Here is a 15,690-nt window from a genome sequence, read left to right as displayed (position 1 = left end):
GAAGACGTGAGTTTTGTACATGGACAACTATGATCACTATCGCATGGACAATTATGATGTTAGGTGATGCATGATATGCTGCAATTGCTTCATAACGGACAAAGGATCAAATCCGTAGAACGTGTCGGCATCGATCTCGTATACACGTCCTTCCCGAACGGCGGAGAGGGTACCCCAGAATTCCTGATTCAGCAGGTTATCCAGCTTTTCTCGCTCGGAGGGTTCCTCAGGGTAGGCAACAAACATGTGATCTGCTGCATACAAGTGAATCTCGGATAACGGAACATGAACGTACCCTGTCAGTAACTGCCCATCCTGCACCATCTGTGAGGGTGGGGTGAAACCAAGGGATTGATACAGCACATGTGAAGCTCTGCCCCAGCCATGACCATAGATATAAGCGCCGTCCTCTCCGATCATAAATATGCAAACGGCGGACCCGCGTGTTCCTTCCATCCATTGATCCAACGTATGATTGGCTTCTTGCTCAAGTTGATGATAACGATCTAATAACCCCCGTGCATTGGATTCAAGCCCGGTAACTCGTCCCAGATGAAGAAGCTGCTCCTGCCAATCGAGTTCCTCAAAGGGCATCAGAATGGTTGGGGCGATTACACGTAGTTCATCTGAACCGGGATGTGGTGCATATCCGATAATGACATCAGGATGAGCATTTGCAATCAGCTCTGGATGTTTAACCAGCTCATATTCGGAATGCTGCTCAAATGTTTCATGACCCTCATGACCAGGTTCACCACATTTATCTTCCATCCAGCTTGCTACCGCTCCCATGTGAGGAGTGTGGCCCAGTGCCAGAAGTGAGGCTGTATAGTTGTAAGTCAACGATACAATCTTCTTGGGCATTTTCCGATAGTGAGTTGGTGCTGAGCCAACCATCTGTTTGAATTTTCGGCTTAGATAGAACGTGTCCCTGTAGCCTGTCAATTGTGCAATTTCCTGTAGCGTAGGATTCGCGATCAACAGATGCTCTTGGGCCATCCTGATTCTGAGACGAGTCACATATTCAACAAAAGTAAGACCAGTATGTTTCTTGAACTCCCTCGAGAAATGCTCGGGACTCACATTGGCATCTCGTGCCAATTGTTCGCGGGTCAGCGAATGTGTATACATCTGATGGATATGTCTGAGCACGTTATCGAGCCAGGAGTGATCTTCAGGAGCAGAGTGGGTGACATGATCTTGCAAGATGTCCAGTAACTCATAGAACAACATATGTGGCCTGAAAGGACTGGAATCCTGACCTTTCGAACAGGCTTGGACCAGTTCTACTGCCTTGTCAGCGAGATTGCGGCTCACAATGGGGGCTGGTAACCCGAAAGGCCAGGACAGATGATCATTTTCAGTGGAATCAAATGCAATCGCAATGCCCTGTATGGGCGACAGAGAGCCGCGCTTGTTCTCGTGCTGAAGCAGGTTTCCGGCTTGCCGAACGACTGCGGATCCTGCATTTAATGTGAGTTTTCCCTCTGCACTAATTATCCTGGCCTGACCAGCGGTAACAACGTATAGTACATGAAGTGTGTTCCACATTTCATCTATGCGGGAGAATGCCTCGCGGTCGTGAAGCTGCACCAGATGACACAGCTTGAACAGGGCAACCGGTACAGACTGAATCTTCTGCAAGGAAATGGAGCGGGACAGCGATTTTTGATGATACGTGGGCTTGGAAATATTCATTAGATAACTGTCTCCTTACATATGTCAGCAGGGGCATAATTCGATTCATGCCCTTTGTATACTGGCGTAATTCTCGGATCTCGACTATTATGCAGTATATACTATAAATGAAGTGACGTGGATGGACAGATTGGACAATTCAACTTTTTCTGTGAAAAATGGACAAAGTGGTTGAAATCGCTATCAACACCGACTATAATGAAAATGTCGAAACGTTTCAATCTGGCGTTTACTGCCAGTTTCATTGCGTTAGGCATAAACTGTCCAGAGCGCGTCAGATTGAAAGACGTGTCATAACCATCACGAATGGTGTGGACAATGGTACGGACTGGAACGGGACACATTCAACCATGGTGCCGTAAGGATGGAGACAAGGATTTTTTTTGAGAACACCTCGAAACGTTTCGATTGACATCCATAGCTATGATATGTATAAAGATTAATAAACGATAATACAGGATGAAGTGGTTGTTCCAACCATGTATCGTATAAAATGTAGATAACCTTAGAATTTGTTCTAGTTTAGAAGGAGCGAACGTGGAATGGCAACGATTAAGGATGTGGCAAAGCTGGCAGGTGTAGCACTCTCGACTGCTTCCTATGCGCTGAGCGGGGATAGCAAGGTTAGTGCCAAGACCAAGGCTAAGGTGCTTGAGGCAGCACGAGAACTGAATTACCGCAAGAACGGCTTTGCCATGGACCTGAAGCGGAGCCGGACGAACACGATCGCTTTGATCCTGACCGATCTGTCGGGCCCGTATTACTCGGAGTTGATCCGTAGTGTACAGGATGTAGCCCTCACGAATGGGTATGACTTGATTGCGTGCAGCTCCATGGGTGGACGGGATTCAACGGCAGTGAGATTTTTGCGTGAAAAAAGAGTAGACGGAGCCATCATCCTGGCGCATAACATCCATGATGATATTCTGGTGGAATCTGCCGGACAGCGCTTTCCGATCATTGTGATGGATCGTCAACTGTCGAGTGACCATTTGGTCAACGTGCTGGTGGATGGAGAGCAAGGCGGTTATCTTGCCACGCACCATCTGATCCAGTCTGGACATCAGAAGATTGCTTATATCAGTGGCCCATCCAACTCGTATGACAACGCACTCCGTTACCAAGGGTATCTGCGAGCGATGCGGGAAGCGGGACTTGAAGAAAAGTCCAAATGGCGTCTGAATGGCAACTTTGTGCGTGAGGGTGGATACAGTGCAACCAAGATGATGATGATGCAGGGCGATCTTCCCTCAGCGGTATTTTACGGTAACGATGAGATGGCCATTGGCGGCCTGAAAGCCTTGGAAGAGCGTGGTATATCGGTGCCGGATGACATTTCCGTGATCGGTTTTGATGATATTCAGTTGTCGGAATATGTTCGTCCACCGCTGACAACGATACGCCAGCCGAAGCATGAAGCCGGGTCGCTCGCCGGACATCTGTTATTCCAGATGCTCAATGGCGAAGCGGTTGACCCTTCATATACGTTAACGATTAATCTGATCGAGCGCAGCTCTGTAAGTTCGGTTTAGGCCGAGTCTGACAACCAAGGAAATGCCTGCATGCTGAAGTGAAAGTTCAATGATGGGGTTATCGTCCGGACGGGCTGTAAAAGGCCGGTTTGAAGAGGCCCCTATTCTTTTTCAGATTTATCGAAACGTTTCGATTTTATACTAATTCAAGGAGTGAACCCTATGACAACGATGATTAATGAACCGATCCGGTTGAATGCCGGGGAGTTATCCTTTACCTTTTTGAACAGTGGCGACCTATACCAGGCTACATCTGGTACAACAATGTTGAACCAGTTGCTCAGCAACCAGATTGATGGATCTCTGAACAACCTGTACCTGCGTGTACACGAGGGAGAGAACATCAGCTCGTTCCCGTTGCTCGGTGTACGTTCGAACAGCAAGGTGATTACAAGCAAGGCACAATCAAGCAACCAGTTGATCTGGGAGGGCACAGTCCAGCTGGAAGGTAATGAACAAGGCATTGGTTATCAGGTCGTATTTACGGCTACACCACAAGGTGTTTGGTTCTGGGATGTGAAGCTCACAGGACAACAACAGAACGTAGACGTGGTGTATGGACAGGATGTGGGTCTTGCTGATCCAGGGGCGGTACGCAGCAATGAAGCTTATCTGTCACAATACATTGACCATACGGTGTTCCAAGATGAAGCAAAAGGTTATGTGGTGTGTTCCCGTCAAAACCAGCCTCAGGGCGGTGCATTTCCGTATATGCAACAAGGTTCCCTGACGAAAGCAATCGGTTATTCCACAGATGGATTCCAATTCTTCGGTCTGTCGTACAAGGAAACGAATCAACCAGAGAGCTTGAATCGCCCAACCTTGGCGAATGAGACGTATCAGTATGAGTTTGCCTATACCGCATTGCAATCGGAACTGCTGAATCTGAACGGAGAGGCTCAAGTGGTCTTCTATGGACTGGCGAAGCCTAATCATGCTGAAGGAATCTCTGCACTGGAATTCGGAGATGAAGTTACAGCAGCTTGGAATGAAGTACAGGCTCTGACTGTGGAAAATGGCGACGTGTTGGAACAGGTGAAACTGTCCTCCTTCCTGGGTGAACCTCTGGTAACGCTTGATCTGACGCAAGATGAGATTCATGATCTGTTCCCTGATCGTCATCAGGAAGAGCATAGTGGTGAGGAACTGTTATCCTTCTTCACAGACAGCTATGAGCACATCGTACTGAAAGCAAAAGAATTGCTTGTAGAGCGTCCGCACGGTCACATTCTGATGAGTGGTGGCAACGTGCAACTTGGGGCACAGGTTATTACAACGACATCGTATATGTACGGTATTTTCAACTCACAGCTCGTTATTGGTAACACCAATTTTAATAAAATGATCAGTAATGCCCGCAATGCCTTGAACGTGCCGAAGACGGCTGGACAACGCATCTATGTGGAAATGGACGGACAATATCGCCTGCTGACAATGCCATCCCTGTTCGAGATTGGCTTCAACTATGCACGCTGGATCTACAAAACCGAATCCGATACGATCATCGTGACCAATTACACAGGTGCACATACGACGGAAGTAAGCATGAACGTGCGCTCCACAAGTGGTACGGCATACCGTTACCTGGTAACGAACCAAATTACGATGAATGTCAATGAATACGAGTATCCGCTGCATATGACGCAGGATGGCGATACTTTGATCTTCAAGGCTGATCCACAAGCGATTAGTGCAGGAACGTATCCAGACCTTCAATACCGCATGTCGGTGGACGGCGCAGCTGTCAATGTAGGTGACGAGACGTTGCTGGCAAGTGGTATCCGCAGTGGTTCCGCATCGCTGGTTACACTTAGTCTGGAAGCGAGTACTGAATGGACGCTGAAGGTACAAGGGGTATTGGAAGGCCAAGCGGATAGCGGCGCGGCAGCAGGTTCGAGTCTGACGTTTGAAGAGGAAGTGCAGGCATATCGCGAGTTCTTCGCAGGTGTGATGAACGGGTTCCGTTTGTCCCGTGGAGAAGGTCAAAGTGCAGAGGATCTGTTCAAAGTGAATGCGCTGGCTTGGTGGTACACTCACAACATGCTGGTTCACTACTCCGTACCTCACGGTTTGGAGCAATACGGCGGTGCGGCTTGGGGTACACGGGATGTGTGCCAAGGTCCGGTGGAATACTTTATGGCAACGCAAAAATATGAGCAAGTTCGCGATATCATCAAAATGGTCTATACCCACCAATATGAAGATGATGGCAACTGGCCGCAATGGTTCATGTTTGATAAATACTTTGCGATTCAACAGGAAGAAAGTCATGGTGACATCATCGTATGGCCGCTGAAAGTGCTGGCGGATTACCTGACAGCGACTCGCGATTATGCGATTCTGGATGAGAAAGTACCTTATACCGTTAAGCATAGCTTCGGGTTCACGGAAGAGACGGCAACGGTACTGGATCACGCGAAAAAAGAGATCGAATATATCCGTTCGCACTTCCTGCACGACACATTCCTGTCTTCCTACGGAGATGGCGATTGGGATGATACGCTCCAACCAGCCAATGCACAGCTCAAGCAATACATGGTGAGCAGTTGGACGGTGGCATTGACGTATCAGTCCGTGAATGTGCTCTCGCAAGCGCTGAAATTCAAGGATGCAGACTTTGCGAAGGAGCTTGACGTACTCGCACAAGGCATTCGTGAGGACTTTAACCGTTACATGCTGGGCACAGATGTGATTCCAGGCTTTGTCTACATGGAAGAAGCCGACCAAGCGAAGCTGATGCTTCATCCAACGGACACAGAGACAGGCATTCAATATCGCCTGTTGCCAATGACGCGCAGCATGATCGGTGAATTGTTGAATGCGGAGCAAGCAGAATCACATTACGCATTGATCCGTGAACAGTTCCTGTGCCCGGATGGCGTGCGTCTGATGAATCGTCCAGCTCAATATGCTGGCGGTGTAAGCACACACTTCAAACGTGCAGAGCAAGCATCCAACTTCGGACGTGAGATTGGTTTGCAATATGTACACGCCCATATCCGTTACGTGGAAGCGATGGCGAAGCTCGGCAAGACAGATCAGGTGTGGAATGGCCTTGCGATGATCAACCCGGTTGGCATCGGAGAGGTTGTGCCTAACGCGGAGATTCGTCAAGCGAACTCGTACTTCAGTAGTTCCGACGGCAAGTTCAATACGCGTTACGAGGCACAGGAGCATTTTGACCAGCTTCGTAAAGGGACTGTACAGGTGAAAGGCGGATGGAGAATCTACTCCAGCGGCCCTGGAATCTACATGAACCAGCTGATCTCCAATGCGCTTGGCATTCGTCAAGAGGGCGGCGATCTGGTCATTGACCCGGTATTGCCAGCTGAGCTGAACGGCATGCAATTCGAATTCGAGTATGCAGGTGAGCCGGTAACGTTCATCTATCACTTGAACGAAGGTGCTGTGAGCCGTGTAGCGGTGAACGGCAAGGACATTCGCACCGAGCGTACAGCGAACCGTTACCGTCAGGGTGGGGTAAGCATCTCACTGGATGAGTTCAGACAGGCACGCAGTGCAACTGAACGTACGGTTGTTGATATTTATATGTAATTTCGTAGCATGATGCACACCAAGGTCATCCTCCTTTCTTGAAGGCGGGATGGCCTTTTTGGTATATGTTCATGATGTATTGCTCACAGTAGCGGAACCGCCAGCAACGTGTGCAACAGCTCATTATGCCGCACATGTTTTGTGACGTAGCCCTTTTGTTCCAGCCAGCGGCATAGCTCTCCCAGCAGAGGGAAGTGACGGTCACGCAAGGCGCGCAACTGTTCCTCGTGTCCTGATAACTCAGCTTCACGGACATACGCCTCGCGGTGAGCAGCATCGACAAACATCAGATCGGTTAGACCAATACGTCCGCGCGAGGTTAGAACTCGCTGCATCTCCTGTAAGGCCAGTAGTTGCTGATCTGGACTCAGATGATGGAAGGCGAAGCTGGATACAACAAAGTCAAAGGATTGATCTGTAAAAGGCAGCGCCAGAAAATTACCAAGTTTCACATGCATCTCGGGATATTTGCTACGACATCTGCGAAGCATCTCCCGGGACTGGTCGATTGCAGTCATGTCTGCGCCGCACTGTAGTAGTTTTCCTGCGAGATTACCCGTACCTGTACCGATATCGAGTCCTTTCTCACCAGGAGCAGGCGAGATCCATTGAACCGTCTGTTCAAGCCCTTCATCATAGTTGTGATACAGATAAAAGGAAGACTGTATCGTATTATTGGAATCACTCGACGTGTGCTGATCTTCACTATGATATGGATGTGATACTTCACTCTTACCGTTTATGAGCGAGACGTCGTCCAAACGATGTCTGTCCTTTGGGTTGGTTTGCTCTTGTCCAGTATTGACTTTGCTTTCTACCTGCACTCGCTGATCATGGATGGCTGCCTGTGTGTCATAATTCCACCGATCATGCCAGTTCTGCCGTGCTTCACGCAGACGCCGCGCACTGTCTGCGAGATCGTGCAGATGGCTGACATCCAGCGGTCCGTCCTGGCGATTCAGATCAATCATACGCTGGGTTGTATCCATCATACGTTTCAGTTCAATCCATTGGGCATACATGACGGCCTGTTGCAGCTCCAGATATTCTTCCAGCCGCCGCTGATTCCCCTGATCGATCTCTCCGAGCGCGTGTGTAATATCCTGCAGGGACATGCCAATCTCACGCAGCGCAGCAATGGTTTGAAGCCGCCAAATATCATTTTCTGTGTAGGTGCGATACCCGTTAGTGGTCTGTTTGGCGGGTAGAATTAATCCTTTTTCCTCATAAAAACGAATGGCTCTCGCCGATATCCCGAGCCTGCTTGCTGCCTCTTTGATGTTCATCATGCGTCCCCTCCTTATCGAACCAGTATAAACCATGACGTTACGGCAAGGTTAAACGTTTATTTCATTTCATTATGCGAAAAGGTTCAAACCCGGTTGGAATTTTAGTCAACGTTGAGGCTATGCTACAATATATAGAACAAAGCCAGTTAGACAGTGTCGCTAACGAATCATGGTTTCCTAACTTCTAACTCATCACTCGCTTAACTTCCGGCGTTGTAACGTACAGCGTTGTCGACTATAGCACGAAAGGTTGAATCATTATGCTTACCAGCCATACATTTACGATTCGTCCATCCGAGATTAAAGATGCAGCACAGCTCATGGAGTTGGACACCCTGGTATGGGACAAATACACCTCTCCTGCACCGATGCAATGGCGCTCCAGACAGCAATACCTGCAGTATTGTCCGCCAGGCAGCCAATTGATTGCGGTGCAGGGAGAGCGGGTATGTGGTTATGTGGGCTTTCAGCCAGCGACAGGTATGCCCGTCAACCGTCACGTTTACGAGATTCATATTGCAGTTCATCCTCATGATCGGCGTTGTGGTATCGCTACTGCTTTGATGGATGCTATCAAGCAGCATGCGGCCCAACAAGGCGTTCGTAAGCTCAGGCTGCGTGTACTCTCCAGCAATCCGGGAGCGATTACGTTTTATACCCAGTGTGGATTTGTGACGGAAGGCAGGTTGGTGTCCGAGTTTTATATCGGCGGCAAGGATGTGGACGACATTCATATGGGTTATTTTATCCAAACCAAATAGAAACGTAGCTGAGGAGGAGGAACAACGATGGACATGGGACTTCAAGGTAAAAAAGCACTGGTGCTGGCTTCCAGCCGCGGGCTGGGCAAAGCGGTAGCCGCTCAATTGGCAGCAGAAGGTGCTGACGTCATGCTCGCCAGCCGGAGCGAAGAAAAGCTCGCAGCCGTGAAGCAGGAGCTTCTGGCGCTTGGTGGTGGTGGACGTGTGGAATATCATGCAACCGATGTGACACGTAAGGAAGATATTGAGGCGCTGATTCACAAGACAGCAGAGCTGTTCGGGCAGATTGATATTCTGGTGAACAATTCGGGTGGGCCACCCTCGGGTTCATTTGAGTCACTGACGGATGAAGACTGGGAGCGTGCATTTGAATTAAATGTACTCAGTTATGTAAGGCTGATTCGCGGTGCTCTTCCTTATATGAAAGAAAGCGGAGGACACATTGTGAATATCGCTTCAACTTCCGTGAAGCAACCCATTCCGGGTCTGGTGCTGTCCAACACGTTCCGTACCGGCGTTTTTGGATTGGCGAAGACGTTATCCCAAGAGCTGGCTCCATACGGAATTTTAATCAACACGGTGGCGCCAGGACGTATTGCCACAGACCGCATTCGTGAGCTGGACGCTGCACGGGCAGAGCAGAACGGAGTCAGTGAGGATGAAGTCTCGGAACAGTTCCAAAAGGAGATTCCACTCGGCCGTTATGGTCAACCAGAGGAGTTTGCCAAAGCGGTGGTATTCCTGTTATCCGGGGCCAATACGTACATCACCGGAACCTCATTGATCGTGGATGGTGGTATGGTCCGAGCCCTCTAAGGGAGAAGTTTGATCAACAGATTTAAAGTGATATGGAAACGGATTGCGATATCCAAACAAAGCCCTTCCTTGATGTCCACTTGTTGTGGAGTAGGAGGGGCTTTATCTTGATTCATGCATTAAACCGGGTGTATAAACAAGCCTGTGCTTGCCTAGCGTTCTGGGCCTAATCCTTTGTTAAGATAAGTCTTTGCTGCTGTCATTAGTTGACTTGTCGACTTTGCCGGAATCCGGAATCGGCACTGTCTTGGGTTTGCCGTCTGGTTTTGCTCCATGATCATGGATGTGACCTGCTGGACCTTCTGGCTGTTTACCATTGACGAGGTCAGTAACTCGTTGAGTAATGTCTGCCTCGCGCTCATCGAATTGGCTTTGTGTGATCTTGCCGTCGGTTAACTGTTGTTGCAGTTCTGCTTTCTGGGCAGTAACGAGTGTATCAATAACCGTCTGCACGTCCACGTTCTTGGTGACGGCAATCTCGGCAATAGTGCTGCCTGCTTCACGGGCTTCCTTCAGTTCTTCCGTTGTAACCCCGAGGATGGAGGTCAGTTCCTTGGTATAACGTTCTGCTCCTGGTCCACCAAATCCACCCCGACCACGCCCACCTGCTCCAACGTCCTTCTTATTACCATTTACCAGGTCAGTCACACGTTGTGTAATTGTAGCTGCACGCTCATCGTATTGGGTTTGTGTGATTTTGCCATTGGTCAACTGCTGCTGGAGTTCTGTTTTCTCCGCTGCGACCAGTTGATCAATGACGGTCTGTACATCTACATTTTGGGTTGCTGCAATCTGGGCAATGGTGCTGCCTGACCTGCGCGCTTCTTTCAGCTCATCGGCAGACACGCCAAGCACGGAGGTAAGTTCGTCCGAATAGCGCTCCAGCCCGGGCCCCAAACCTCTAACCCCGTCTTCTGGTTTTATTTTATGTGAATTTATTGTAGGAGCGTTGTCCGTCTGGCCTGAAGGGTTTGCTGCCGGATCTGCATTAGCTACTGAATGTGCAAACATGCCTCCACCGAGTGCAATCGTCATAGCCATTGCGCTGGTAACCACTACTGTTCTTGATGTTTTGGCTCTCTTCATCCTGGATCATCCTTCTTTCTTCTGTAGGTTGGTATGGGTGTATGGGTGTTCACCCACAACGTTATATTAGAGAGCAAGAATGAAGGGAGGCTGAGAGGAACCTTAATTGTCAGTAAAAAATGGATCAATAACCAAGAATGCCCCTCACCCGTGTTTAAAATGTACACAGGAAAGGGGCATACGGTTGGTCTTAGTTAAATTTTAACTCAATTATGTAAACAAATTAGCGTAAAAGTTCCCATTCATGCTGCAGCATGCCGTATACTGCATGGTTCACGTAACCTTTAGGCAGCTTCTCTGCCTGACGAATGACACCCTCTAGAACGAATCCGAGTCTTTCCGGGATAGCGCGACTGCGTTTGTTGTTCGTTGCCGAGCGAATCTCGACGCGATTCAGATCCAGTGTGACCAGTGCATAATCAACCAGAACGCGACAAGCGCTTGTCATCAAGCCCTGACCCTCAAAACCTTTCCCAAGCCAATATCCGATGCTCACCGAGCGGTTGGTCCAGTTAATCTCGTGGAATCCGATGATGCCGGCAAGATCACCTTTTAACCACACACCGGCGGTGAAGCCGCCATTTTCAGCACCTTGTTTTAATGCATTAGTAATGAAGTTTGAGGTGTGTTCCACTTCTGTCACATGATCAACCCACGGTAACCAATGTCTCAGTTGATCCCGTGAACGATCCGTGAGTTCGAACAGCGGTTTGGTGTGTTCCATGGCCAGCGGCCGGAGTTCGGTATATTCATCCAATGAATAGGTAAACATGAATGCAACCTTCTTTCTTCATAAATTAGTGAATTAACGGGAAGTCTTGGGTAACTTTTGTTCCAGTGCAAACAGGTCTTCTTCCATCGATGCCATGCGTTGATTGACCGTTGTGCGCGCGTCACGGAGTGCCTGATTATATATGTAGGGAGCGAGCTGTGTCATGAACAGGTCGAGGACACCCCAAGCGGCCAGATCACCCAGTTCTTCGCCACGTTCCTCTTCGAAATACGACTGGATGGTACGAATGGCTTCATCCTGCTGTTCTTTGGTCAGTTTAAGCGAATTTGATGTGATGGGAAACCCTCCCTTTAATTTTATTTTACTATCATGCTACATGATTCGAGCGAACCCGTCAAAATGGTTTTGGGCCTATTTATGCGCAGCTGTACCTGACTTTGGTGCCTTCTTTATTGAACTCCTCCCCCGTTAAAGGTATATTTAAATGAAACGCGTTGCAATTACTGAAAGTTCCAATCAATTCATGAAAGGTTTGATACCTGTGGACAATCGTACAACCCCACCTAACTTTATCAAAAATATTATTACCGAAGATCTCCGGTCAGGGAAAGTCCAGGAAGTTATTACCCGTTTTCCTCCGGAACCGAACGGTTATCTGCATATCGGCCATGCCAAGGCGATCTGGATTAACTTTACGCTGGGCGGCGAATTTGGCGGCAAAACGAACTTGCGCTTTGATGACACGAACCCGGTCAAGGAAGATGTAGAGTACGTTCAATCGATTCAGGAAGATGTGAAATGGCTCGGATACGAGTGGAACGAGAAACGTTTTGCCTCGGATTATTTTGATGAGATGTACAACCGTGCGGTCTTGTTAATTAAAAAAGGTAAAGCCTATATCGACGACCAAAGCGCCGACGAAATTCGTCAAATGCGCGGAACGCTGACAGAGCCGGGCAAGAACAGCCCGTACCGTGATCGTTCGGTGGAAGAGAATCTCGACCTGTTCACACGTATGCGTGCAGGCGAATTCCAGAACGGGGAGAAAGTACTGCGTGCCAAGATCGATATGTCTGCACCGAATATCAACCTGCGCGATCCGGTGATCTACCGAATTTCACATGCACATCATCATAACACGGGCGACAAATGGTGCATCTATCCGATGTACGCTTTCGCTCACCCGCTCGAAGATGCCATTGAAGGTGTAACACACTCCCTCTGCTCCCTGGAGTTCGAGGACCAACGCCCGTTCTATGATTGGGTTATTGCAGAATGTGAGATGGAGAGCCAACCGCGTCAATATGAATTTGGCCGCCTGAACCTGTCCCAGATGGTGACCAGCAAGCGGAAGCTGAAACTGCTCGTGGACGAAGGCCATGTGGATGGTTGGGATGATCCTCGTATGCCGACCATTTCGGGTCTGCGCCGCCGGGGATATACGCCGGAAGCCATTCGTGATTTTGTATTCGAAACAGGCATTTCCAAGAGCCAAGGGGTCATCGACCTGCAAACGCTGGAGCACTTTGTACGTGAAGACCTGAAACTGAAAGCTCCACGCACGATGGCTGTCCTGCACCCGCTCAAAGTGGTTATTACCAACTACCCGGAAGGGCAAGTGGAATGGCTCGAAGCAGAGAACAATGTGGAGAACCCGGAGATGGGGAATCGCCAAATTCCGTTCTCTCGTGAGATTTATATCGAACAAGACGATTTCATGGAAAATCCGCCGAATAAATACTTCCGTTTGTTCCCTGGCAACGAAGTTCGTCTGAAACATGCATACTTTATCAAATGTAACGATGTAATCAAGGATGCAGAAGGCAATGTGATCGAGATTCATTGTACCTATGATGTGGAGACGAAGAGCGGCAGTGGCTTCACTGGCCGTAAAGTTAAAGGTACGATTCACTGGGTAGAAGCGACTCAAGCGGTACCTGCTGAATTCCGTCTGTATGAGCCTTTGATCATGGATGAAGCACCAGAAGCTGAGGTTGAAGTGGCTGTAGCTGGGGCTGAAACGGAGGTTGTGGAAGAGCAACCGGAGAAAACATTCCTGGATCAACTGAACCCGAACTCCCTTGAGGTTGTTCACGGGTATGTGGAGCAAGAGATGAAGGAAGCGAACGCTCAGGATAAATTCCAATTCTTCCGTCACGGTTATTTCAGCGTAGATCCGAAACATTCCGAGCCAGGTCGTCCGGTATTTAACCGGGTTGTATCCCTGAAAAGCTCATTCCAACTGCCGAAGGCATAAGCTCGATGAATCAGCTTAAGCTCTGTTCATCGGAGTGCTGGCAAGCAGACAAATGATATGTTAAAGCAAGGGCATCCTTCGTCATGATCATGGCGAAGGATGCCCTTTTGTTTTTCAACATATAGTTAGGTTAGTTTTAGACCGAGCATATAATATGGCATGAACATGAGCTGAAGCATACATGTACGCATGTGGTAAAAATCTAACGAACCGAGGGCACGCTATTTAAGTGTATTTGGGCATTCCAGCAACGTAACGAATCGTAGACACCTTATTTCCTCATTTATCCTGTCTTTTCGAGATTTTTAGTGTTTTTTATGCGATATAACGTGACTGAGATTCCTTAGCTTTAGCATTAGGTGAAATTGATGCAAATAAGGAGTCTAAGGTTCGTAAGGAACACAAACCTTAGACTCCTTTCTCTTTACTACTACTATCCATAATCTTTTGTTTGAATGTTTGAACGTTAATTTGCACGATAACGGAGAGGACAGAAGAAAGCTGGAGAAGCGGAGTGTTCGCCTTTATCCCTGGATTTTACCCTTTGAAAAGGGAATCAAAAAAATCCGGGGATAACCGCGATCGGAAGGGTATTCTGTCATCGTAGTGCTCTAGTGTAACTCTATCTCTCAACTCTTTCTAACAAAAGATTATCTGTCCTCATCCATATTGCCCATCTCCGTCAACACAACCGGCTGATAGCCGTTACGGCGGTTCGACAACCACATGATGCTGAATCCAACAGCACCGATGAGCGAGAAGAATACGCCAATACTGTACATGACTTCCGCCCCGAAGTTCTGGAACAGCCAGCCGCCAAACAGACCTGCAATAACCCCTGAGAGACCACCCCAGGCCATCGTATAGACCGCTTGACCGGAGGAACGATAGGGTCTTGGAATGAACAGCATGGTCAGTTGGGTGCCTACATAGAAGTACCCACCGAACGTGATGGAATGCATCAGCTGAATGAATACAATCTCCATCGGGTTGCTGGCCAGTGCCATAAGCTGCCAGCGCAGTGCAAACAGCAGACTGATCAGGATGAGAGAGGCCAGAAGCATGCTCATTTTGCGTTTGAGCAAGCGGTCGAGCAGCAGGAATACACCGACTTCGAGAATGGATGAGGTGAAGATGGCCCAGCCGACCATCTGTTTGTCGCCACCCATCTCTACAATATATAAGGACATAAATGTACTGTTCATGGCATTGGGTACCGAGACCAGTACGCCAAGACCGATAAATGTCATAAAATACGGATTGAACATGACTTTGCCAAACCGCCGAAAAGTCACCACGGGTGTATCGGAAGCAATAGGCTGTCTGGGCAGGAACACGGATAACACGAAGGCGACAGTAATCATGCACGCAAAGATAATCGATACACTGCCGATACCAAAACGGTCAATGAGCGGGCCGGCTGCAACGGCAGTCAGTGCCCAACCGAGTGAACCCCAGAGCCGGAATGATCCAAACTTCTGGGTTGTGCCATCGATATATCCGAGAATCAGGCTATTGGTTTGAGCAAATAATGGGCTTTGAAAAAAATAAAAAAAGATCATGGCTACATAGATCCATGTATAACTGGGCGCATAGAATACACCTTGGGCGAGCACAAAAGTGCCTCCCATCATAATCATCAGAATGATGCGAATATTGCGGGATTTATCGCTCCAGAAACCCCAGAACGGGTTGGCGAACAAGGAGACAAAAGGTCCAATCGCCATCAGACTGCCAATCTCCAGTTTGGTCATGCCAATCTCTTGCAGATATAACTGCAGGAATCCGGCAAAGATGGAGATGGCGCCATATATGAAAAAGTTATATAGTTTCAGAGATCCCAATGAGGGATTACCTTTTGAAGGTACAGGTCTGTCCAATTAAGCCATTCCTTTCAAATGCATATTGTTCAATGTATCATTTGTTGAAAGGGGATTCAATCTATAGAAAATGTTGATCCATT

At 48.5% G+C, this 15,690-nt stretch carries 11 protein-coding genes; 5 read left to right on the top strand and 6 right to left on the bottom strand.

The annotated features are described in order from the left end of the window. Positions 1–51: 51 nt before the first annotated feature. A complete protein-coding gene (locus MKZ12_RS27505) occupies positions 52–1,698 on the bottom strand; it encodes an ABC transporter substrate-binding protein (RefSeq protein WP_339238312.1) in 1,647 nt (548 codons plus the stop codon). A gap of 542 nt (positions 1,699–2,240) precedes the next feature. Here MKZ12_RS27505 and MKZ12_RS27500 point away from each other — a divergent pair. Continuing rightward, a complete protein-coding gene (locus MKZ12_RS27500; RefSeq protein WP_339257738.1) occupies positions 2,241–3,230 on the top strand; it encodes a LacI family DNA-binding transcriptional regulator in 990 nt (329 codons plus the stop codon). 162 nt (positions 3,231–3,392) lie between these two features. After that, positions 3,393–6,785: a cellobiose phosphorylase gene (locus MKZ12_RS27495; protein ID WP_339257737.1), complete on the top strand. Its 3,393-nt coding sequence runs from the start codon at positions 3,393–3,395 to the stop codon at positions 6,783–6,785. Positions 6,786–6,868: 83 nt separating this feature from the next. On the opposite strand, the gene MKZ12_RS27490 is transcribed toward MKZ12_RS27495, so the two are convergent. Next, positions 6,869–8,074, bottom strand: coding sequence for a methyltransferase domain-containing protein (locus tag MKZ12_RS27490; protein WP_339257736.1), 1,206 nt, complete (start codon positions 8,072–8,074; stop codon positions 6,869–6,871). A 260-nt stretch (positions 8,075–8,334) separates the two neighbouring features. On the opposite strand from MKZ12_RS27490, the gene MKZ12_RS27485 reads away from it, so the two are divergent. Both MKZ12_RS27485 and MKZ12_RS27480 read left to right on the top strand, forming a co-directional pair. Next, on the top strand, positions 8,335–8,835 hold the full coding sequence (locus MKZ12_RS27485; RefSeq protein ID WP_339257735.1) for a GNAT family N-acetyltransferase: 501 nt from the start codon (positions 8,335–8,337) through the stop codon (positions 8,833–8,835). Positions 8,836–8,862: 27 nt separating this feature from the next. Then, complete coding sequence (locus MKZ12_RS27480) at positions 8,863–9,651, top strand: SDR family oxidoreductase (protein WP_339257734.1); 789 nt, start codon at positions 8,863–8,865, stop codon at positions 9,649–9,651. Between the two features lie 177 nt (positions 9,652–9,828). Here MKZ12_RS27480 and MKZ12_RS27475 read toward each other — a convergent pair whose 3' ends face one another. The 3 genes from MKZ12_RS27475 to MKZ12_RS27465 form a co-directional block, all read right to left on the bottom strand. Further along, complete coding sequence (locus tag MKZ12_RS27475; RefSeq protein ID WP_339257733.1) at positions 9,829–10,737, bottom strand: hypothetical protein; 909 nt, start codon at positions 10,735–10,737, stop codon at positions 9,829–9,831. A 223-nt stretch (positions 10,738–10,960) separates the two neighbouring features. Next, positions 10,961–11,509, bottom strand: a complete 549-nt coding sequence (locus MKZ12_RS27470; protein WP_253441402.1) for a GNAT family protein — start codon at positions 11,507–11,509, stop codon at positions 10,961–10,963. A gap of 33 nt (positions 11,510–11,542) precedes the next feature. Beyond that, on the bottom strand, positions 11,543–11,785 hold the full coding sequence (locus MKZ12_RS27465; protein ID WP_244988428.1) for a DUF2164 domain-containing protein: 243 nt from the start codon (positions 11,783–11,785) through the stop codon (positions 11,543–11,545). A gap of 208 nt (positions 11,786–11,993) precedes the next feature. Between MKZ12_RS27465 and MKZ12_RS27460 the strand changes: the two genes are divergently transcribed. Beyond that, entirely contained in the window at positions 11,994–13,727 is a 1,734-nt protein-coding gene (locus MKZ12_RS27460; protein ID WP_339261533.1) for a glutamine--tRNA ligase/YqeY domain fusion protein, read from the top strand. A gap of 650 nt (positions 13,728–14,377) precedes the next feature. On the opposite strand, the gene MKZ12_RS27455 is transcribed toward MKZ12_RS27460, so the two are convergent. Continuing rightward, entirely contained in the window at positions 14,378–15,607 is a 1,230-nt protein-coding gene (locus MKZ12_RS27455) for an MFS transporter (RefSeq protein WP_339257732.1), read from the bottom strand. Positions 15,608–15,690 lie beyond the last annotated feature (83 nt).

The sequence above is a fragment of the Paenibacillus sp. FSL R5-0713 genome, assembly GCF_037973325.1.
Taxonomy (GTDB): Bacteria; Bacillota; Bacilli; order Paenibacillales; family Paenibacillaceae; genus Paenibacillus.
This window is presented reverse-complemented; position numbering and strand designations above follow the sequence as displayed.